We start from the raw sequence: 20,576 nt of genomic DNA, 5'->3' as shown, positions 1-20,576 counted from the left end.
GCGCTCGGCGGTGGACGTCGTCGGGATGTCGGAGGGGGCGTCCTTAGGGGTGCGGCAGTACCGCCCGGCCCGTGAAACAATCGGTTCTGGCTCACATGTACCAGTAGCGAGCAGGAGAAACAGCACGATGCGCATCGGAGTCCTCACCGCAGGCGGCGACTGCCCCGGCCTGAACGCTGTCATCCGCTCGGTGGTGCACCGGGCACTCGTCGGCCACAACGACGAGGTCATCGGCTTCGAGGACGGCTTCAAGGGCCTTCTCGACGGCCGGTTCCGCAAGCTCGACCTCGACGCCGTCAGCGGCATCCTGGCCCGCGGCGGCACCATCCTCGGCTCCGCGCGCCTCGAGCGCGCCCGGCTGCGCGAGGCGTGCGAGAGCGCCCAGGACTTCTCCCGTGAATACGGCATCGACGTCCTCATTCCCATTGGCGGCGAGGGCACACTGACCGCCGCCCGGATGCTGTCGGACGCGGGCATGCCCGTCGTCGGTGTCCCCAAGACCATCGACAACGACATCTCCGCCACCGACCGCACCTTCGGCTTCGACACCGCCGTCGGCGTGGCCACCGAGGCCATCGACCGCCTGAAGACCACCGCCGAGTCGCACCAGCGCGTCATGGTCGTCGAGGTCATGGGCCGCCACGCGGGCTGGATCGCCCTGGAGTCCGGCATGGCCGGCGGCGCCCACGGCATCTGCCTCCCCGAGCGCCCCTTCGACGTCGCCGACCTGGTCTCGATGGTCGAGGAGCGCTTCTCCCGCGGCAAGAAGTTCGCCGTCATCTGCGTCGCCGAAGGCGCGCACCCCGCCGAGGGGTCGATGGACTACGCCAAGGGCGCCATAGACCAGTTCGGCCACGAGCGCTTCGCCGGCATCGGCACGAAGCTCGCCGTCGAGCTCGAGAAGCGCCTCGGCAAGGAGGCCCGCCCGGTCATCCTCGGCCACGTCCAGCGCGGCGGCACGCCGACCGCCTACGACCGCGTCCTCGCCACCCGCTTCGGCTGGCACGCGGTCGAGGCCGCCCACCGCGGCGACTTCGGCAGGATGACCGCGCTGCGCGGCACGGACATCACGATGGTGCCGCTCGCGGAGGCCGTCACCGAGCTGAAGCGGGTGCCGGAGAACCGGATGGACGAGGCGGAGTCGGTCTTCTAGGGGCTTCGCCCCTAGGACCCCTTTTTGTCCTCAAACGCCGGACGGGCTGGAGAAATCCAGCCCGTCCGGCGTTTGAGGACCGGGGTCCGGGGCGGAGCCCCGGTTACTGCGCCCCGATCGACTCCAGCATGTTCAGCTTCGCCGCCCTGCGGGCCGGCCAGACCGCGGCCAGGACGCCGACGGCGAGCGCGAGCAGCAGGAACAGACCGATCCGGGCCCACGGCACGACCATCTCGTACTGCGGGAACGACGACCGCAGCAGATGGCCGCCGGACCAGGCCAGGAAGATGCCGACGCCCACGCCGAGCACCGCGCCGAACATCGAGATCATCACCGATTCCAGCCGCACCATCTGCTTGACCCCGGTGCGGGCCAGGCCGATCGCGCGCAGCATCCCGATCTCGCGGGTCCGTTCGAAGACCGACATCGCGAGGGTGTTGACGACACCGATGACCGCGATGAAGACGGCCATGCCCAGCAGCCCGTACATCAGATAGAGGATGTCGTCGATGTTGCCCGCCTCGGAGCGGCGCAGGTCGTCCTGGCTCTGGACCTTGATGATCGGATTGCCGCCCAGGGCCTCCTTGATCTTGTCGGGCAGGCTGCTCGCCCGGCCGGGGGCGGCCTTGATCAGCACCTCGTCGTCGCGGACCTTCTCCAGGTGCGGGTTCACGAGGGCCGGGGCGGCGAGGACGTCGGTGAGGACGTCGTTGTCGGCGTAGACCGCGACGACGCGCGGGGTGGCCTTCTTGCCGTCGTAGAACTCCATGGGCAGGGCGGAGCCGACCGCGAGGCGGTTCTTCTTCGCGTACTCCTCGGCCACCGCGACGGCGGTGGTGCCGCGCACCTCGGTGAGCGAGCCGCCGGTGATCTTCAGGTCGGTGACCTGGGACAGCTTGGAGAGGTCCGTCGCCCGGATCCCCGCCGGTTCGCCCTTCGACTGGAAGCCGGCCATCCGGACGGGCACCGAGGCGGCGACGCCGGGCTGTTCGGCGATCTTCCTGGCGACGTCGGGGGAGAGGCCGAGGTAACTGTTCGACGAGACCTTGTAGTCGGCCGTCAGGTCCTGGGCGCCCATCTTGTCCATGCCCTGGTTCGCGGAGACCGCGGCCACCGTCAGACCCGTGATCAGGGTCAGGCCGATCATCAGCGCGGAGGCGGTGGCGGCCGTGCGGCGCGGGTTGCGCAGCGCGTTCTGGGTGGCGAGCTTGCCGCTGACGCCGAAGAGGCGGACGGCGAGGCGGCCGAAGAGGTTCACGAACGGGCGGGAGAGCAGCGGGGCCAGCACGATCACGCCCGCGAGGGTCAGGCCCGAGCCCGCCATGGCGGTCGTCAGCCCACCGCTGTCGCGCAGCGTGGTCACGTACAGCATGACGGCGACGCCCAGCGCGGTCAGGGCCGCGCCGATGGAGTTGCGGACGACGAGGCTTCGGGTGGTCGGCGCCTGGTCCACGGCCGACAGCGCCTCGACGGGGGCGATCTTCGCGGCCTTGCGGGAGGGCAGCCACGCGGCCAGCACGGTCACGACGACGCCGACGGCGAGGGCGGACAGCGCGGCGGTCGGCTCGACGACCAGCGGGCCCTCGGGCAGCGCGGCGCCGCTCGAATTCAGCACCGACCACAGCCCCGTGGCGATGCCGAGGCCCAGCACGAAGCCGACGGCGGAGGCGACGAGCCCCAGCAGCCCCGCCTCGATCATCACCGAGCGCACGACCTGACGGCGGGAGGCGCCGACCGCGCGGAGCAGTGCGATCTCACGGCTGCGCTGGGCGATGAGCATGGTGAAGGTGTTGGCGATGATGAAAATGCCGACGAAGAGGGAGATGCCCGCGAAGACCAGGAAGGTGTTCCGGATCGAGCTGGTCTGCTCGTCGATGAGCTTGGACTCCTCGGCTGCCAGCTGCTTGCCGCTCTGCGCCTTGAAGCCTTCCTTCGGCAGGATGGCCCGGACCTTGCGGGTCAGCTCGTTCTGGTCGGTGCCCGGGGTGGCGGAGACGACGAGCTCGCCGTACTCGCCCGGCTTGCCGAAGAGCTTCTGCGCCGTCGGGGTGTCGAACAGCGCGAGGCTGCCGCCGGCGCTCACGCGCGGGTCGTCGGTCTCGACGATGCCGACGAGCTTCTTCGTCATCACCGGGCCGTCGACGGCCAGCCGGACGGTGTCGCCGATCTTGGCGCCCGTCTTGCCGGCGGTCTTCACATCCAGGGCGATCTCGCCGGCGGTGGCCGGACCCCGGCCCTTGAGCAGCGGGTACCGGCTGTCCCGCCCGTCCTTGCCCGCGACGTAGTTGGCGGCGCTGCTGCCCCACTCGCTGCCCGCGGGGTCGTTGTTCCTGTCGGCGACCGTGGCGACGCCGACGACCGAGGGGCGTACGGACGTCACGCCGGGCAGCGCGCGGACGGTGGCGACCATCCGGTCGTCGAGGACCCGGCGGTCCCCGCCCGGCTCGGTACGGGTAGGGCCGAACCCCGTCACGGAGACGGCGACGTCGTCCAGGCTCTTGGACGTCTTGTCGCGGTAGGCGCTGCCGACGGAGTCGCTGAAGACGAGCGTGCCGGAGACGAAGGCGGTGCCGAGGAGGACCGCGAGGGCGGTCATCATCAGCCGGGCTTTGTGCGCGAGGAGATTGCGCAGGGCGGTACGGAACATGGCGGGTCCTGGGTGGGATTCCCGCGCCCTGGTGAGGGGCGAGGGGAAGTCGGGTGGCGTGGGGCGGTGGCGGTGGCGGACAGAGCCGTGCGTCGCCGTGGGCGGGTGCGCGGTGGCTGCGGGCGCGCGGCGCGCGGTGCCGCTCCGCGGGCTGTCCGTGCCGCCTGCGGCGGCGGGGCGCCCTGCGGGCGCGTCCTCAAGCGCCGGACGGGCTGAAATCAGCCCGGACACACCCTGCCCTCAGCTCGTACGGCCCTTCGCGTCGAAGCGCTTCATGCGGTCCAGCACCGCGTCGGCGGTGGGTTCGCGCAGTTCGTCGACGATGCGCCCGTCGGCCAGGAAGATCACGCGATCCGCGTAGGAGGCGGCGACGGGGTCATGGGTGACCATGACGACCGTCTGCTCCAGGGCACGTACCGATCCGTGCAGGAATCCCAGCAGCTCGGCGCCGGAGCGGGAGTCGAGGTTGCCGGTCGGTTCGTCCGCGAAGATGATCTCGGGGCGGGAGGCCAGCGCGCGGGCCACCGCGACGCGCTGCTGCTGGCCGCCGGAGAGTTGGCTGGGGCGGTGCGCGAGCCGGCCGGACAGGCCGAGCGTCGTCACGATCTGTTCCAGCCAGGCACGGTCCGCCTTGCGGCCCGCGATGTCCATCGGCAGCGTGATGTTCTCCAGCGCGGTCAGCGTCGGCAGCAGGTTGAACGCCTGGAAGATGAAGCCGACCTTGTCGCGGCGCAGCCGGGTCAGCTGCCGGTCACCGAGGGAGGCCAGCTCGACGTCACCGATCCGGGTGGAACCGGAGGAGACGGAGTCCAGGCCCGCCATGCAGTGCATGAGCGTCGACTTGCCGGAACCGGACGGGCCCATGATCGCCGTGAACTCCGCGCGGCGGAACTCGACGGAGACCGAGTCCAGGGCGGCCACCCGGGTCTCGCCCTGCCCGTAGACCTTGCTCAGGTCGGTGGCGCGGGCGGCGATGGAGCCGTGGGGCGCGTGGGGGGCGGACGAAACAGGGAACGGCGTCACACGGGACACGGGGCTCCTCCGGAAGGGGTGGGGGGAATCAACGCTTCCCATTCTCGGAGCGGCGAACGGCTGCCGCCTCAGCCGTATGGTCTGAACCCGGTGTCGGACTTTAGGTCCGTGGGGGTGCGTCGCCGTAGTCCTTCCGACGGACACGGTCATCCTGGAGTTGGCCTTTCGCCCGGCCGGCGGGTCCTTCGGCTACCGGCCGGTGGTGCCGCCTGCGGCGGCGAGCGCCCTGCGGGCGCGTCCTCAATCGCCGGACGGGCTGCTGTGGCTGAGCCCGGCCGCATCAAGCCCGTCCGGCGTTTGAGGACACCGCCGCGCAGCGGTGGTGCGGGCGGTGATCATCCGGCGGCGAAGCCGCCCTCGCAGGGCAGGACCGCGCCCGTCGTCCAGCGGGACTCGTCGGAGAGGAGGAAGAGCGCGGCCCGTGCCATGTCGTCCGGGTCGGCGACGTAATTCATCGGGAAGCGGTCGGCCAGAGCGGCCCGCGCCTCGTCGGTCGGCATCCAGCGGTCGAACATCTCGGAGCGGGTCGGCCCGGGCGCGATGGCGTTGACCCGGATGTTGTCCCGGGCGTAGTCCAGTGCGGCGCACTTCACGAGGCCGGTGAGGGCGTGCTTGCTGGTGGAGTAGTCCGTGTTCAGCGGGCTCCCCACCAGCCCGGCCACCGACGAGGAGATCACGACGGACCCGCCGCCGCTGTCGAGCATGGCCGGAATCTGGTGCTTCATGGAGAGGAAGACGCCGCGCACGTTCGTGGCCATGACCGTGTCGAAGTGATCCGTGTCCAGCTCGTGCAACCGCGCCCGCGCGCCGCCCGCCCCCGCGTTGTTGAACGCGCCGTCGAGCCGGCCGAAGGCGCGTACGGTCCTGTCCACGGCGTCGGCCACCGACCGCTCGTCCGTTACGTCGCACTCCAGGCCGAGCGCCTCGTGCCCCGCCGCGCGCAGCTCCGCGGCGAGCGCCTCGACCCGGTCGGCGCGGCGGGCGGCCGCGGCGACGAGCGCGCCCTCGGCGGCGAACCGGCGTACCGCCGCGGCGCCGATGCCGCTGGACGCGCCGGTCACGAATATGACGCGCCCGGTGAGCCGCCCGGCGGTGAAGGCCAGGGGCTCGGGCTGCTGGTAGGTCATGTGGGTCGTGCCTTTCTCGTACTGCTCGTACTGCTCGTACTGCTCGTACTGCTCGCGTTGCTCGTGCGTCGTGGCCGTGCGGCTCAGGTGCGCAGCGTGTGGGACGGCGCGTGGCCGTACCGCTGCTGGTAATACCCGGCGAACCGGCCGAGGTTGGAGAAACCCCAACGGTAGGCGACGTCGGAGACGGTGACGTCCCCGTTCCCCTGCGCGGCGACGAGCTCCTCGTGGGCCCGGCCCAGCCGGACCTCGCGTAAGTAACCCAGCGGCGTGGTGTCCAGATACCGGCGGAAGGCCTCCTGGAGCGCGCGCGGGCTGCACCGCGCCACCGCCGCGAGCTCGGTCAGTGTCAGGGGCTCGTCCGCCCGCTCCTCGGCCAGGGCCATGACCCGGCGCACGGCGGGATGCGCGACGACGCCGGTGCGGCGCGCGTCGATGCCTCCTGTGACCAGGTGGTGGGTCTCCATGAGCATCGCGGCCGTCGTCTGGGTCAGATGGGACGCGAGAATGGGGCTGTTGCGCGCGATGCCCTCGCCGAGTACTTCCCGGTGCACCGCCTCGGAGATCCCCTCCCAACTCCTGGCGGCCTTCCCCGAGACGGTGCCCTCCAGCGTGAACCGCGCCCGGACGGGCCCCTCGACGCCGAGCGCGTCGGCCGCGGCCTGCTCCACGGTCTCCCGGGAGAGGCGGACGGTCGTCATCCGGGCGCCGGGGGTCCAGTGCACCTGGAACTTGCGGTACGGGTCGAGGACATAGGTCTGGCCGGTCCCCACGAACCGCTCCTCCCGACCCGGCGAGGACACCCGGACCCCGCCGTTCACAAGTCGGCAGACCAGGAGGTACGAGCCGAGGGGCTGGGGGTCCACGAGCGTCTCGGCGCCGTACTGGAGCCCCGAGAGGGTGACCCCCGGGAACCCGCCCTCCGCGTACCAGGCGGAGAAGTCCTCCGGATCGCCCAGGCAGCTCAGCCGGTACGGGCTGTACGCGGAGCTGATGGCTTCCTGCGTTTCCTCGAGGTCGTTGCTGAGCACGAGCGTGCGCATATTGCTGTTGTCAATGAGGTCATTGGGGCTATCGGGACTGATGGATCCCGCGTCGGATTCACTCATCGGGCTTCCTCCCGGGATGACCGCGTTATCCGGCCGACAGCCGCGTTTCGCGAGTAGCCGACGGGTGGCCCCGTTAGTACCGTTCTGCTTGTTCGCAGTCAAGGCGCCGGCAAATCCCACATCGGTTTCGGGACAGGCTGGGCGCGGTCGGCGGACCCGGCCTTGGGTTAACGGGGGAGATTCAGGGCCGGCCATCCGACATCGGATGGCAAGCCCCGCCGTCTGGGCACGGACGGCGGGGCCTTTCCATGTCTGGGGGGCTTTTCGCAGGTCACCGTCAGGGTCACCCCGCCAGGGCTACCCCTTCACGGCGCCGCCGAGGGCGAAGCCGCCGCCCAGTCGGCGGGAAATCAGGGCGTAGAGCAGAATCACGGGCGTCGAGTAGAGGATCGAGAAAGCGGCGAGCTGGCCGTAGGCGACCTGCCCGTAATTGCCGAAGAACGTGAAGATACTGACCGACGCGGGAAGCCGGTCGGGGGAGAGCAGCAGCATGAAGGGGACGAAGAAGTTTCCCCACATCATGATGAAGCTGTAGATCGTCACGACCGTGATCCCCGGTCCCATCAGCGGCAGGATCACCCTGACCAGCGCTTGCAGCCGACTCGCCCCGTCCGTCCAGGCGGCCTCCTCGAGGACGGTGGGGACCCCGTCCATGAAGTTCTTCATCAGCCAGATCGCGAAGGGCAGTTGGGCGGTCGCCATGAACAGGGCCGTCCCGTACACCGTGTCGATGAGGTCGATCCGCACGAACAGCCCGTAGACCGGCACCATCACGGCGGTGATCGGCAGGCAGGTGGTGAACAGGACCCCCATCAGATACGGCCTGCTGAAGCGCGACCGGTAGCGGGAGAGGGGGTACGCGGCGAGTGCGGCGCACGCGATGGTGAGGACGGTGGCCCCGCCGCAGAGCAGCAGGCTGTTGAGCATCGGCCGGAAAGCGATCTCGTCGGTCAGCACCGCCGAGAAGTTGTCCGTCGTCGGTGAGGCGGGCGCGGCGACGCGCAGCCCCGCCTCGGAGTCGACGGAGGAGACCAGCAGCCAGACGAGCGGAACGGCGAAGGAGACGGCCACGGCGAGCAGTGCGAGGTCGGCGGCCAGACGGTGACGGGTGCGGCGGGTGAGCATGGCACCTCCGTGCGCGTGTCATGCCGACGGCGGGTCGTTCTGTCGCCGGCGGTGTGTCGTGCCGTGGGTCGTGCTGCCGCCTGCGGCGGCGGGCGCCCTGCGGGCGCGTCCTCAATCGCCGGACGGACCGAAATCAGCCTGCCGCAGGTTCCATGTGCCACCACTGGGCCGGGCTGTCCTTGTCCTCCCACTGCTGGACGTTGTCCCCGGGGGCAACTCCCGCGTCGGCGACCTCCAGGAGGAGGCCGCTGACGTGGTTGACGAGGGTGACCGTGCCGGGCGCGTCCAGGTGCTGCTCGATCAGCCACTCCTGGGCGCCGTAGTTATTGGCCTTCCACTGCTGGACGTTCGCTCCGTTCTCCGTGGAAGCGCCCGTGACGTCCAGGCGCTTGCCGCTGCCCACGTTCTCCAGGTGGTGCACGCCGCCGCCGGCGTGCACCGGGGTCACCCGCCATACCTGCGCGGGCGTGCCGTCGTCCTTGCCCTGCCGCACATTGGCTCCGCTGCCCTTGCGACCGTCGGCGACCTCCAGCAGCAGACCGCTGTGGACATTGCGCAGGTGGTACGTACCTTCCATGCGCTGATCGTAAGGGCGGGGTCTGACAATCCCCGGGTGCTGTCACACCTCCTCCCGCATCAAGCGCAGGTACACCACCGAGAACACCGCTCCCACGAGCAGAAGCAGCAGCGCCACCGCCGTGCCGTAGCCGATCAGCGACTTCAGGAACGCCTGGTCGTACATGAATACCGGCAGCGTCTGGCTGCGATTGCCGGGGCCGCCGCGCGTCATGGCCCAGATGAGGCCGAAGACCGACAGCGTCTGGAGGGTGTTGAGCATGAGGTTGGTACCGATCGAGCGCCGGATCATCGGCAGCGTGATGTGCCAGAAGCGGCGCGGGCCGCTCGCGCCGTCCACCTCGGCCGCCTCGGTGACGTCCCGGGGGATCTCGGCGAGCGCGGCGGAGTAGACGAGCATGGAGAAGGCCGTGCCGCGCCAGACGTTGGCGAAGGAGACGGCGAGGATGGGCAGGGTGAACAGCCAGTTCTGGGCCGGCAGATGGAGCCACTCCAGGACGGCGTTCAGCGTGCCGCGCCGGTTGAAGAAGGTGTAGAGCAGGAAGCCCGCCACGATCTCCGGGAGCACCCACGCGGCGATCACGATCGAGCCGGTCAGGGACCGCACGGGCTTCGACGCGCGGCGCATCAGGGCGGCCAGGGCGAAGCCGAGGCTGTTCTGGCCCACGATCGAAGAGAGGACCGTGAAGAGGAGAGTGAGGACGACGGCGTTGCGGAAGCCGTCGTCACCGAACGCGCGGCGGAAGTTGGCGAGGCCGACGAACGACGCCGAGGCCTGGCCGGTCAGCTGGGTGTCGGTGAAGGCGAGATAGACGCAGTAGACGATCGGCCCGGCGAGGAAGAGCAGCAGCAGGACCGTCGCCGGGGCCAGCGGCAGCCAGCGGGCGGCGCGGCGGGGGCCGCCGGGGAGCGAGGCGGGCGAGGTGCGGGACGTGCTCGTCGCGCCCGTCACCGTTCCCCTTCCCGAACGTTGCCGCCACCCGCGATCGACTTCAGCTGCTCGTCATAGCCCCGTGCGGCCTTCGCCACCGTCGCGTCGCCCGTCGTGACCGACTCCATGGCCTCCCCGATGGCCCCGGACACCTGCGGGTACACGGGCAGGGTGGGGCGGTAATAGGTGTACTTCACCAGGCCGGTGAAGAAGTCGATGCCGGGCATGGACGTCCGGTACCTCGGGTCCCCCGCCACGTCGTCCCGTACGGCGATCTGCCCATCCCGCACGGTCCACTCCAGCGCGTTCTCCTTCGTCTGCAGCAACTCGACGAGCTGCCAGGCGAGGTCCGGCTTCGTGGACTTCGCACCGATCGACCAGGTCCAGCCGCCGGAGAGGCTCACCTTGCCCGGTGCCGCGCCGTCCCGGGTCGGGAAGGCGGCCCGGCCCATCACCTTCGACCACCGCGGCCAGGGCCGGGCGCCCTTGGGGAGCCAGTTCTTGGCGAGCCAGTTGCCGTCGAGGGCGATGGCGAGCTTGCCGCCGGGGATCCACTCGGCGGTGACACGGGTGCCGACGTTGGGGTCCAGCGCGTCCGCGGGGTCGGGGCCGAGCTTCTCGCCGTAGACGGTCCGGACGAATTCCAGGGAGTCGGTGAAGCCCTTCCCGCCGGCCACCCACTTCTTCGCCGCCGGGTCGTAGAGAGGGTCCTTCCCCGTGCCGTACAGTAGCATCTCGAAGCCCTGCATCACGGCGCCCTCGCCCGGCCCCTTGCCCGTGTAGACATTGAAGGGGATGACGCCCGGGACCTTCCGCTTGACCGCGCGGGCGGCGTCGAGGACCTCCTGCCAGTTCTTCGGCTGCCAGTCGGCGGGGAGCCCGGCCTTGGCGAAGATCTCCTTGTTGAACCACAGACCGCGGGTGTCCGTGCCGTCCGGTACGCCGTAGGTCTTGCCGTCCTCCGCTCTCGCCGAGGACTTCGCCGTCTCGGCGTACCGCGCCCAGTCCTTCCAGGCCGCCAGCTTGTCGTCCAGGGGCCGCAGATAGCCGCTCTTGATGTCCGAGTTGATGAGGAAGGTGTCCTCGTGCACCACGTCCGGCGCCGTCTTCGGCGACCGCATCATCTGCTGGATCTTGGTGTAGTAGTCGTCCTGGGAGGCCTGGATCGGGACGAGTTCGAGCTTCTTGCCCTTGTGGCGCTGCTCGAACTGCTTCTTGATCATGGCCAGGTACTCGTCCATGATCCGCACCTTGTTGTCGGTGCTGCGCGGATAGGCGACCTTGACGGTGCCGGGGTCGCCGCCGGAGCCCCCGCCACAGGCGGTGAGCGATGCCGCGGCGAGGGCGGTGACCAGGAGCAGAGGGGCTGTCGGACGCACGGGCACGACCTCCTGCAAGCCTCGGGGAGGGGCCGGCGGCCGTCCGTGGGTGCTCGGTCCGTTCGTCGCGGACGGTCGGCGGCCTGATGAATTCGTACGTTCCCTGGTTGGCGCCGTCGCACGCGTCGGGGCCGGTTACCGCCGCCAGGGCCTGTCCGGCGGATCATGGGGGCGCACCACCGCTGCGCGGCGGTGTCCTCAAACGCCGGACGGGCTGGTATGGGCTGAGCTCAGCCGATACCAGCCCGTCCGGCGCTTGAGGACGCGCCCGCAGGGCGCCCGCCGCAGGCGGCACAGCGGTCGACAGTCGAAGGCCCGCCGGCCAGGCGAGAGGCGGCAAAACCGGCCCGCAGCCGAAGACCCGCCGGACAGGCCCTAAACCGTTCCCTCGGAAGCGGACCGCACCGCGCGGCCCCGCCCGGGCAGCCGCAGCGTGAGCAGCTTGGCGCGCGGCGCCAGCCGGTGGACCATCGCGAAGACCGACTCCGTGCGGGAGTGGTCGGCATCCAGCACGCTGAAGAGATTGGCCCCGAGGTAGAAGGCGATCGCCGCGTTCGCGAGGTCGCGCGGCGGGGTGAGCCGGGCCAGTGGGGTGCCGCCGATGACCCGCTCCAGGGTCTCCTCGATGAAGTCCTGCCACGGCTCGGCCCGCGTCCTGATGCCCTCGCGCAGCTCCGGCTTGGCGACGGCGGCGGCGACCAGTTCGCTGAAGAGCGTGAGGTGGCCGCCCGCCAGGTCGTCGCGGTAGATGCGGGTGGCGGCCTCGGCGAGCTCCTCCAGCGTGACGGCGTCCGCGACGGTGGCGCTGTGCAGGGCCATCCGCTCGGCGGAGGAGCGGTCGAGGGCCGCGAACAGCAGCGGGTCGACGCCGCCGAAGTGATAGAAGACCAGGGCCGAGTTGACCCCGGCCTCCTTGGCGATCGTCCGGGCACTGGCCTTGCCGTACCCCTGCGTCCGGAGCACCGTCCCCGCAGCGGCGATCAGTCGTTCCTTGGTCTCCACCGTCATGTGCCGCCCTCTCGCAGAGGGCTCATCATACGGTCGGGGCAGGGGCCGAGAGGGGGCCGGAGCCGGGCCGACGCCGTGGTCAGAGGCCGTGTCCGGGGTCAGGGCCGCGATGTCTGCGGGCCGCGCCCCTCAGCCCCGGCGCCGGCGAGCAGGCCCAGCAGATACTGCCGTCCCGGCCCGGCCAGCTGGGCGAAGTCGGCCGTGTGCGGGTGCCAGCGCTTCTCGTACTCCCAGCTGAGCCAGCCGTCCCAGCCCGCCCGGCTGAGCTCGCCCACGCAGGCGCCCAGCGGCAGCACCCCCGAACCGAGGGCGAGCGGGGCCGGGTCCTCGGCCGAGGCGACGTCCTTGACCTGCACATAGCCCAGGTGCGGGGCGATCGCCGGGAAGCTGACGGCCGGTTCCTCGCCGCCGAGCCAGGTGTGCAGCACGTCCCACACCGCGCCGACGCTGGGATGCCCGACCGGACCGAGGACCCGGGCGGTGTCGGCGGCCCGGGGGTGCGAGTCGTGCGTCTCCAGCAGCACCCGCACGTCCCGGTCGGCGGCGAGCGGCGCGACGGCCCCGAGCCGGCGGGCCGCGCGCGCGTCGGCCTCCGCCGCCGGCCGGTCCCCGCCCCCGGGGAAGACCCGTACGTACGGCGCCCCGAGGTCCCCGGCGAGGTGGATCAGCTGCTCCAGCTCGCCGAGCACGGCCTCGTCGGCCGACTCCGCGGCCACCTGCGCGTACCCGGCCACGGCCAGGATCCGCACCCCCGCCTCCGCGAACTCCCCGGCCACCCGCGCCCGCTCCGCCGCCCCGATACCGGGGTGCACGGGTTCCTCGGGGTGGGCCCGCAGCTCCACGCCGTCGTAGCCGTAGGCGCCCGCGAGCCGCACCACCTCCGGGACGGGCAGGCCGGGGACGGCGAGGGTGGAGAAGGCCAGCTTCATACGGGCTCCGTAGGTCGTCGGCGTGGCGCGAGCGGGCGGTGGCGGCCACCCGTGCGTGTCCTTCGTGATCCGTTTCCCGCTGGGCCGACGAAAATGCCCCCGGGACGGCAAACGGTGCGAATCGCCGCGTGGGCACCGGTGGAGGTGCTAGCTTCGCAGGCGCTCGTGACAGGTCGTGGCCGACGAGGAGAGGACCCGCTCCGATGACGCACAGAACGGCCGGAGCAGACGGGGGCAAGCCCGGCGGTGCCGCCGGGACCGCCGGGACCGCCAGGACGATACGCATCGCGATGAACGGCGTGACCGGCCGCATGGGCCACCACCAGCACCTCGTGCGCTCCGTTCTCGCCCTGCGCGAGCAGGGCGGCATCGATCTCGGCGACGGCACCGCGCTGTGGCCCGAGCCGGTCCTCGTCGGGCGGAGCGAGGGCAGGCTCCGGGCGCTCGCCGAGCGGTACGGCGTCCCGGAGTGGTCCACCGACCTCGACGCCGTCCTCGCCGACCCCACCGTCGACGTGTACTTCGACGCCCAGATCACCGCCGCCCGCGAGGCCGCGCTGCGCAAGGCCATCGCCGCGGGCAAGCACGTGTACTGCGAGAAACCGACCTCCCTCGACGTCGGTGGCGCCCTCGACCTCTACCAGCGCGCCCGGCGGGCGGGCGTCAAGCACGGCGTCGTCCAGGACAAGCTGTTCCTGCCGGGGCTGCGCAAGCTCAAACGGCTCGTCGACGGCGGGTTCTTCGGCCGGGTGCTGTCCGTGCGCGGCGAGTTCGGCTACTGGGTCTTCGAAGGCGACTGGCAGCCCGCCCAGCGGCCGTCGTGGAACTACCGCGAGGCGGACGACGGCGGCATCACCGCCGACATGTTCCCGCACTGGGAGTACGTCCTGCGCGAACTCTTCGGGCCCGTCCGTTCCGTGCAGGCGCACCTGGCCACCCACATCCCCCGTCGCTGGGACGAGCGCGGCCGGCCCTACGAGGCGACGGCCGACGACGCGGTCTACGCGATCCTCGAACTGGACGGCGGCGTGGTCGCGCAGCTCAACTCCTCCTGGGCGGTGCGGGTGCACCGCGACGAGTTGCTGGAGTTCCAGGTCGACGGCACCGAGGGCTCGGCCGTCGCCGGGCTGCGGTCCTGCCGGGTCCAGCACCGCTCGGTCACCCCGAGGCCCGTGTGGAACCCCGACCAGCCGGTCACGGCGGACTTCCGGGGGCAGTGGCAGGAGGTCCCGGACAACGGGGACGACGGGCCCGGGGCCAACGCCTTCAAGGCGCAGTGGGAGCTGTTCCTGCGCCACGTGGTCCTCGACGAGCCCTGGCGCTTCGACCTCCTCGCGGGGGCCCGGGGTGTCGAACTGGGCCTGCTGGCACGGATGTCCGCCGCGGACGGCCGCCGGATGGACGTCGGGGAGCCGGGGCGGTGATCCGGCTGCCGGACGCCTCCGGTGCCCTGCGCGCGTACACGCCCCGGGAAGCGCCCCCGGTCGTGCTGCCGGTCTTGGGCGGGGGTCCGCCCCCGGCGTCCCGCGCCGTCCTGGCCGCCGCCCACGTCGTCGCCGACCCCTTCGGCAACACCACCGGCCACGGCCCCGCCGACCTCGACTGGGAGGCCACCCTCGCCTTCCGCCGCCACCTGTGGGCCCACGGTCTCGGGGTCGCCGAGGCGATGGACACCGCCCAGCGGGGCATGGGCCTGGACGCCCCGGCCGCCGCCGAACTCGTCCGGCGCTCGGCCGCCGAGGCGAAGGCCGTCGGCGGGCACCTCGTCTGCGGGGCGGGCACCGATCAGCTGACGCCCCCGTACGGCACCTCGGCCGACGTCGCCACCGCCTACGAGCAGCAGCTCGCCCACGTCGAGGGGCACGGCGCGACGGCCGTGGTGATGGCCTCCCGGGCCCTCGCGGCCGTCGCCACCGAAGCCGACCACTACCGGGAGGTTTACGGGCGGCTGCTGCGCCAAACGGCCGGACCCGTCATCCTCCACTGGCTCGGCCCCATGTTCGACCCCGCCCTCGAGGGCTACTGGGGCAGCACCGACCTGGACACCGCGACCGACACGTTCCTCGACATCGTCGCCGACCGGCCGGACAAGGTCGACGGCGTCAAGGTGTCCCTGCTCGACGCCGACCGGGAACGCTCGCTGCGCCGCCGCCTCCCCGCCGGGGTGCGCTGCTACACGGGCGACGACTTCCACTATCCCGAGCTCATCGAGGGCGACGCCCACGGCCACAGCGACGCCCTCCTCGGCGTCTTCGACCCGCTGGCGCCCCTCGCGGCCCACGCGACGCGACGGCTGGACACCGGCGACCGACAGGGCTTCCGCGCCCTCCTGGACCCCACCGTCGCCCTCGCCCGGCACCTCTTCGAGCCGCCCACCCGGTACTACAAGACGGGCGTCGTCCTGCTGGCCTGGCTGGCCGGTCACCAGGACGCCTTCGCGATGGTGGGCGGGCTGCACTCCGCGCGCTCCCTGCCGCACCTCGCGCGCGCCTACGAACTGGCCGACGGCCTCGGGCTGTTCCCCGACCCGGGGCGAGCCGAGGAGCGTATGGCGCGGCTGCTGGCGGTGCACGGGGTCGAGCGGTGAGCGGCCCCGGCTCTCCCGCCGCTCCGGCGGGGTTCAGCCTCAACCAGCAGACCGTACGGCAGTGGTCGCTCCCCGAACTGGTGGCGGGCTGCGCGGCGGCCGGAGTGCGGCACGTGGGGCTGTGGCGCGGACCGGTCCGGGAGTACGGCGCTCCGGCCGCCGCCCGGCTCGTGCGGGACGTCGGACTGACCGTCACCAGCCTGTGCAGGGGCGGCTTCCTGACCGCCGCCGATCCCGCCGGGCGGGCCGCGGCTCTCACCGACAACCGGGCGGCGGTGGAGGAGGCCGCCGTGCTCGGCACCGACACCCTCGTGCTGGTGGCGGGCGGTCTGCCGTCGGGCAGCCGGGACCTGGCCGGGGCCCGCGAGCGGATCGCCGACGCACTGGCCGAACTGGGCCCGTTCGCGGCCGGGCACGGGGTGCGGCTCGCGATCGAACCGCTGCACCCCATGTACGCAGCCGACCGCTGTGTGGTCTCGACCCTGGGCCAGGCCCTCGACCTCGCCGAGCGGTTCCCCGCCCGGCAGGTCGGGGTCGTCGTGGACACCTACCACCTGTGGTGGGACGACACGGTGGCCGCGCAGCTCGTACGGGCGGGGGAGAGCGGCCGGATCGCCGCCTTCCAGCTCGCCGACTGGGTCACCCCGCTGCCCGAAGGAGTCCTGCTGGGGCGGGGGCAATTGGGGGACGGGTGCGTGGATCTGCGCGGGTTCCGCGAACGGGTGGTCACCGCCGGGTACACCGGGGCCACCGAGGTCGAGATCTTCAACCCCGCGCTCTGGGCACGCGAAGGGGCCGACGTCCTCGCGGAAGTGCTGGACCGATACCGGGAGCATGTGCTCTGAGTGATCGAGCACGCCATTACGGTCACGGACCGTCGCGATCGGTAACGGATCGATAACTCCTCGAAATCGCTGCAACCCTACGACGCCGGAGTGAGTCGTACATGGCATCGGGCTTCCCGGGGAGGGATCCGGGGGGATTCGGGGAAGCCGATTCTGGGGGGAACGCGAGGGGCCCGGTCGTCGGACCGGGCCCCTCGAATTTTTCCCGCCGCTCCTCCCGCTGCCACGACGCCTTCGAGTTATCCACAGGCCCGAACGCCTGTCGGACCCGGGCGGTACCGTCGGGACATGGTGCAACTGGCAGTGGTCGAAGGGGTCCTCGAGCGGATCACCTACGCCAACGAGGAGAGCGGTTACACGGTCGCCCGGGTCGACACCGGCCGGGGTGGCGGCGATCTCCTCACCGTCGTGGGCTCCCTGCTCGGCGCCCAGCCGGGGGAGTCGCTGCGCCTGGAGGGCCGTTGGGGCTCCCACCCGCAGTACGGACGGCAGTTCACTGTGGAGAACTACACGACGGTGCTGCCCGCCACGATCCAGGGCATCCGCCGCTATCTGGGCTCCGGCCTCATCAAGGGCATCGGCCCGCGGATCGCCGACCGCATCGTCAGTCACTTCGGCACCGACACTCTGGAGGTCATCGAGGAGGACCCGAAGCGCCTCATCGAGGTCCCCGGGCTCGGGCCCAAGCGCACCAAGTCGATCGGTGCCGCATGGGAGGAGCAGAAGGCCATCAAGGAGGTCATGGTCTTCCTCCAGGGCGTCGGCGTCTCCACCTCCATCGCCGTGCGCATCTACAAGAAATACGGCGACGCCTCGATCTCCGTCGTCCGCAACCAGCCCTACCGCCTGGCCGCGGACGTGTGGGGCATCGGCTTCCTGACCGCCGACCGCATCGCCCAGTCCGTCGGCATCCCGCACGACAGCCCCGAGCGGGTCAAGGCCGGCCTGCAGTACGCCCTGTCCCAGTCCACCGACCAGGGCCACTGCTATCTCCCCGAGGAACGGCTGATCGCGGACGCGGTGAAGCTGCTCCAGGTCGACACGGGGCTCGTCATCGACTGTCTCGCCGAACTCGCCGCCGACGAGGAGGGCGTGGTCCGCGAGCAGGTCCCCGGCCCCGAGGGCGGAGCGCCCGTCACCGCCGTCTACCTCGTCCCGTTCCACCGCGCCGAGCTGTCGCTGGCCGGGCAGCTGACCCGGCTGCTGCGGACCGAGGAGGACCGGCTCGCCGTCTTCCGGGGCGTCGAGTGGGACAAGGCCCTGGCCTGGCTCGCCGACCGTACCGGCGCCGAACTGGCCCCGGAACAGCAGCAGGCGGTCCGGCTGGCGCTGTCGGAGAAGGTCGCCGTTCTCACCGGCGGCCCAGGCTGCGGCAAGTCCTTCACCGTGCGGTCCGTGGTCGAGCTGGCCCGCGCCAAGAAGGCCAAGGTGGTGCTCGCCGCCCCCACCGGGCGGGCCGCCAAGCGGCTGTCCGAGCTGACCGGCGCCGAGGCCTCCACCGTGCACCGGCTGCTGGAGCTCAAGCCCGGCGGCGACGCGGCGTACGACCGCGACCGGCCGCTGGACGCCGATCTGGTGGTGGTCGACGAGGCGTCCATGCTGGATCTCCTCCTCGCCAACAAGCTGGTCAAGGCCGTGCCGCCGGGCGCCCACCTGCTGCTCGTCGGGGACGTCGACCAACTGCCCTCGGTCGGCGCGGGCGAAGTGCTCCGCGATCTCCTCGCCCCGGGCGGGCCCGTCCCCGCGGTCCGGCTCACCCGGATCTTCCGGCAGGCGCAGCAGTCCGGTGTGGTGACCAATGCGCATCGCATCAACTCCGGGGTGCCGCCCATCACCCAGGGGATGACGGACTTCTTCCTCTTCCCCGAGGAGGACACCGAGGAGGCCGGCCGGCTCACCGTCGACGTGGCGGCCCGGCGGATCCCCGCGAAGTTCGGCCTCGACCCCCGCCGCGACATCCAGGTGCTGGCCCCGATGCACCGCGGCCCGGCCGGCGCCGGCACCCTCAACGGCCTGCTTCAGCAGGCCATTACGCCCGCCCGCCCCGATCTGCCGGAGCGGCGCTTCGGCGGCCGGGTCTTCCGCGTCGGCGACAAGGTCACCCAGATCCGCAACAACTACGAAAAGGGACAGAACGGCGTCTTCAACGGCACGGTCGGGGTGGTCACCGCCCTCGACGCCGACGAACAGCGGCTGACCGTGCGCACCGACGAGGACGAGGAGGTCGGCTACGACTTCGACGAGCTCGACGAGCTCGCCCACGCCTACGCGGTGACCATCCACCGCTCACAGGGCAGCGAGTACCCCGCGGTGGTGATCCCGGTCACCACCAGCGCCTGGATGATGCTCCAGCGCAATCTGCTCTATACCGCCGTGACCCGGGCAAAGCGGCTGGTGGTGCTGGTGGGCTCGCGGAAGGCGCTCGGGCAGGCGGTGCGCACGATGTCGGCCGGAAAGCGCTGCACGGCGCTTGATCATCGGCTCGGAGGTGGCGTTCGTCTCGGTTGAGTTTACCAATCAGGGCGAAGGGGGCAGGATGGGCAGGCTGGGCGGCACTGAGTGCCGCCTTTAGGCCCTATGGCCGACCCCGAGTGCACGTACATCGTCCAAATGGGGGAAGGTAGGGGTAGTCAGGGCACCTCGAAGAAGAGGCACAACGTCGGTGAGGGATGACGTGAGCGACAACTCTGTAGTAGTGCGGTACGGGGACGGCGAATACACCTACCCGGTGGTCGACAGCACTGTCGGCGACAAGGGCTTCGATATCGGCAAGCTCCGCGCCCAGTCCGGTCTGGTGACCCTGGACTCCGGTTACGGCAACACCGCCGCCTACAAATCCGCGATCACCTACCTCGATGGTGAGCAGGGCATCCTGCGCTACCGCGGTTACCCGATCGAGCAGCTCGCCGAGCGCAGCACGTTCCTCGAGACGGCGTTCCTGCTGATCAACGGCGAACTGCCGACCGTCGACGAGATGGCGGCGTTCCAGGGTGAGATCACCCAGCACACGCTGCTGCACGAGGACGTCAAGCGGTTCTACGACGGCTTCCCGCGCGACGCCCACCCGATGGCGATGCTGTCGTCCGTCGTCAGCGCGCTGTCGACGTTCTACCAGGACAGCCACAACCCCTTCGACGAGCAGCAGCGCCACCTGTCGACGATCCGACTGCTGGCCAAGCTCCCGACGATCGCCGCGTACGCGTACAAGAAGTCGATCGGCCACCCGGTCGTCTACCCGCGCAACGACCTCGGCTACGTCGAGAACTTCCTGCGCATGACCTTCTCGGTGCCCGCCGCCGAGTACGACCTGGACCCGGTCGTCGTCAGCGCGCTCGACAAGCTGCTGATCCTGCACGCCGACCACGAGCAGAACTGCTCCACGTCGACCGTGCGCCTGGTCGGCTCCTCGCAGGCGAACATGTTCGCCTCGATCTCCGCCGGCATCAGCGCCCTGTGGGGCCCGCTGCACGGTGGCGCCAACCAGTCGGTCCTGGAGATGCTCGAGGGCATCAAGGCCAACGGCGGTGATGTCGACTCCTTCATCCGCAAGGTGAAGAACAAGGAGGACGGCGTCCGCCTGATGGGCTTCGGCCACCGGGTGTACAAGTCCTTCGACCCGCGCGCGAAGATCATCAAGGCTGCCGCGCACGACGTCCTCTCGGCGCTCGGCAAGTCCGACGAGCTGCTGGACATCGCGCTCAAGCTGGAGGAGCACGCGCTCTCCGACGACTACTTCGTCTCGCGCAACCTCTACCCCAACGTGGACTTCTACACCGGTCTGATCTACCGGGCGATGGGCTTCCCCACCGAGATGTTCACCGTGCTCTTCGCGCTCGGCCGGCTGCCCGGCTGGATCGCCCAGTGGCACGAGATGATCAAGGAGCCGGGTTCCCGTATCGGCCGCCCGCGCCAGATCTACACCGGTGTCGTCGAGCGCGACTTCATCCCGGTCGAGCAGCGCTGACGCTGACGCGTACGTAGTCGTAGTCGCATACGAAGGCGCCCCCTCCGCTCTCGCGGAGGGGGCGCCTTCGTATGCGACGCACAGAGAAGCTTCGGGTACCAATGTATGTACCAACTAGAAGGCGCCTCGGCTCCGATCCCCCCACGGGTCGGAGCCGAGGCGCC

Annotated in this window: 16 protein-coding genes; 6 read left to right on the top strand and 10 right to left on the bottom strand. The window is 71.1% G+C overall.

The annotated features are described in order from the left end of the window. Positions 1 to 127 precede the first annotated feature (127 nt). Positions 128 to 1,153: an ATP-dependent 6-phosphofructokinase gene (locus ACZ53N_RS23270; RefSeq protein WP_469142742.1), complete on the top strand. Its 1,026-nt coding sequence runs from the start codon at positions 128 to 130 to the stop codon at positions 1,151 to 1,153. A gap of 103 nt (positions 1,154 to 1,256) precedes the next feature. Here ACZ53N_RS23270 and ACZ53N_RS23265 read toward each other — a convergent pair whose 3' ends face one another. The 10 genes from ACZ53N_RS23265 to ACZ53N_RS23220 form a co-directional block, all read right to left on the bottom strand. Further along, positions 1,257 to 3,800: an ABC transporter permease gene (locus tag ACZ53N_RS23265; protein ID WP_469142741.1), complete on the bottom strand. Its 2,544-nt coding sequence runs from the start codon at positions 3,798 to 3,800 to the stop codon at positions 1,257 to 1,259. Positions 3,801 to 4,040: 240 nt separating this feature from the next. After that, complete coding sequence (locus tag ACZ53N_RS23260) at positions 4,041 to 4,874, bottom strand: ABC transporter ATP-binding protein (protein WP_469142740.1); 834 nt, start codon at positions 4,872 to 4,874, stop codon at positions 4,041 to 4,043. Positions 4,875 to 5,167: 293 nt separating this feature from the next. Continuing rightward, positions 5,168 to 5,959: an SDR family NAD(P)-dependent oxidoreductase gene (locus tag ACZ53N_RS23255; protein ID WP_469142739.1), complete on the bottom strand. Its 792-nt coding sequence runs from the start codon at positions 5,957 to 5,959 to the stop codon at positions 5,168 to 5,170. A gap of 83 nt (positions 5,960 to 6,042) precedes the next feature. Next, positions 6,043 to 7,068, bottom strand: a complete 1,026-nt coding sequence (locus tag ACZ53N_RS23250) for an AraC family transcriptional regulator (protein WP_469142738.1) — start codon at positions 7,066 to 7,068, stop codon at positions 6,043 to 6,045. Between the two features lie 297 nt (positions 7,069 to 7,365). After that, positions 7,366 to 8,193 (bottom strand): carbohydrate ABC transporter permease, encoded by an 828-nt coding sequence (locus tag ACZ53N_RS23245; protein ID WP_469142737.1) that lies wholly within the window; start codon positions 8,191 to 8,193, stop codon positions 7,366 to 7,368. A gap of 133 nt (positions 8,194 to 8,326) precedes the next feature. After that, positions 8,327 to 8,770 carry an RICIN domain-containing protein gene (locus tag ACZ53N_RS23240; protein WP_469142736.1) on the bottom strand — a complete coding sequence of 148 codons (444 nt, stop codon included), beginning with the start codon at positions 8,768 to 8,770 and terminating at the stop codon, positions 8,327 to 8,329. A 42-nt stretch (positions 8,771 to 8,812) separates the two neighbouring features. Beyond that, positions 8,813 to 9,721 (bottom strand): carbohydrate ABC transporter permease, encoded by a 909-nt coding sequence (locus tag ACZ53N_RS23235; RefSeq protein ID WP_469142735.1) that lies wholly within the window; start codon positions 9,719 to 9,721, stop codon positions 8,813 to 8,815. Then, positions 9,718 to 11,079, bottom strand: a complete 1,362-nt coding sequence (locus ACZ53N_RS23230) for an extracellular solute-binding protein (RefSeq protein WP_469142734.1) — start codon at positions 11,077 to 11,079, stop codon at positions 9,718 to 9,720. The genes ACZ53N_RS23235 and ACZ53N_RS23230 overlap by 4 nt, the downstream gene beginning before the upstream one ends. 375 nt (positions 11,080 to 11,454) lie before the next feature. After that, positions 11,455 to 12,087 (bottom strand): TetR/AcrR family transcriptional regulator, encoded by a 633-nt coding sequence (locus ACZ53N_RS23225; RefSeq protein ID WP_469142733.1) that lies wholly within the window; start codon positions 12,085 to 12,087, stop codon positions 11,455 to 11,457. A 98-nt stretch (positions 12,088 to 12,185) separates the two neighbouring features. Beyond that, complete coding sequence (locus ACZ53N_RS23220; protein ID WP_469142732.1) at positions 12,186 to 13,016, bottom strand: sugar phosphate isomerase/epimerase family protein; 831 nt, start codon at positions 13,014 to 13,016, stop codon at positions 12,186 to 12,188. Between the two features lie 290 nt (positions 13,017 to 13,306). On the opposite strand from ACZ53N_RS23220, the gene ACZ53N_RS23215 reads away from it, so the two are divergent. From ACZ53N_RS23215 to ACZ53N_RS23195, 5 genes are all read left to right on the top strand, one after another. Continuing rightward, a complete protein-coding gene (locus ACZ53N_RS23215) occupies positions 13,307 to 14,440 on the top strand; it encodes a Gfo/Idh/MocA family protein (protein ID WP_469142790.1) in 1,134 nt (377 codons plus the stop codon). Beyond that, a complete protein-coding gene (locus ACZ53N_RS23210) occupies positions 14,437 to 15,603 on the top strand; it encodes a dihydrodipicolinate synthase family protein (RefSeq protein WP_469142731.1) in 1,167 nt (388 codons plus the stop codon). The genes ACZ53N_RS23215 and ACZ53N_RS23210 overlap by 4 nt, the downstream gene beginning before the upstream one ends. Continuing rightward, a complete protein-coding gene (locus tag ACZ53N_RS23205; RefSeq protein WP_469142730.1) occupies positions 15,600 to 16,448 on the top strand; it encodes a sugar phosphate isomerase/epimerase family protein in 849 nt (282 codons plus the stop codon). Before ACZ53N_RS23210 ends, ACZ53N_RS23205 begins: the two co-directional genes overlap by 4 nt. 288 nt (positions 16,449 to 16,736) lie before the next feature. After that, positions 16,737 to 18,956 (top strand): SF1B family DNA helicase RecD2, encoded by a 2,220-nt coding sequence (recD2, locus tag ACZ53N_RS23200; protein WP_469142729.1) that lies wholly within the window; start codon positions 16,737 to 16,739, stop codon positions 18,954 to 18,956. A 166-nt stretch (positions 18,957 to 19,122) separates the two neighbouring features. Continuing rightward, positions 19,123 to 20,412 carry a citrate synthase gene (locus tag ACZ53N_RS23195; RefSeq protein WP_469142728.1) on the top strand — a complete coding sequence of 430 codons (1,290 nt, stop codon included), beginning with the start codon at positions 19,123 to 19,125 and terminating at the stop codon, positions 20,410 to 20,412. Positions 20,413 to 20,576: the final 164 nt, after the last annotated feature.

The organism is Streptomyces sp. NPDC033229, from assembly GCF_055576875.1.
Note: the sequence above shows the minus strand (reverse complement) of the source record. Positions and strands in the feature narration are given on the sequence as shown.

Coding starts and splice junctions, on each gene's coding strand:
- ACZ53N_RS23270 (WP_469142742.1), top strand. CDS start 128: ATGCGCATCGGAGTCCTCACCGCAGGCGGCGACTGCCCCGGCCTGAAC.
- ACZ53N_RS23265 (WP_469142741.1), bottom strand. CDS start 3,800: ATGTTCCGTACCGCCCTGCGCAATCTCCTCGCGCACAAAGCCCGGCTG.
- ACZ53N_RS23260 (WP_469142740.1), bottom strand. CDS start 4,874: ATGGGAAGCGTTGATTCCCCCCACCCCTTCCGGAGGAGCCCCGTGTCC.
- ACZ53N_RS23255 (WP_469142739.1), bottom strand. CDS start 5,959: ATGACCTACCAGCAGCCCGAGCCCCTGGCCTTCACCGCCGGGCGGCTC.
- ACZ53N_RS23250 (WP_469142738.1), bottom strand. CDS start 7,068: ATGAGTGAATCCGACGCGGGATCCATCAGTCCCGATAGCCCCAATGAC.
- ACZ53N_RS23245 (WP_469142737.1), bottom strand. CDS start 8,193: ATGCTCACCCGCCGCACCCGTCACCGTCTGGCCGCCGACCTCGCACTG.
- ACZ53N_RS23240 (WP_469142736.1), bottom strand. CDS start 8,770: ATGGAAGGTACGTACCACCTGCGCAATGTCCACAGCGGTCTGCTGCTG.
- ACZ53N_RS23225 (WP_469142733.1), bottom strand. CDS start 12,087: ATGACGGTGGAGACCAAGGAACGACTGATCGCCGCTGCGGGGACGGTG.
- ACZ53N_RS23220 (WP_469142732.1), bottom strand. CDS start 13,016: ATGAAGCTGGCCTTCTCCACCCTCGCCGTCCCCGGCCTGCCCGTCCCG.
- ACZ53N_RS23215 (WP_469142790.1), top strand. CDS start 13,307: ATGAACGGCGTGACCGGCCGCATGGGCCACCACCAGCACCTCGTGCGC.
- recD2 (WP_469142729.1), top strand. CDS start 16,737: ATGGTGCAACTGGCAGTGGTCGAAGGGGTCCTCGAGCGGATCACCTAC.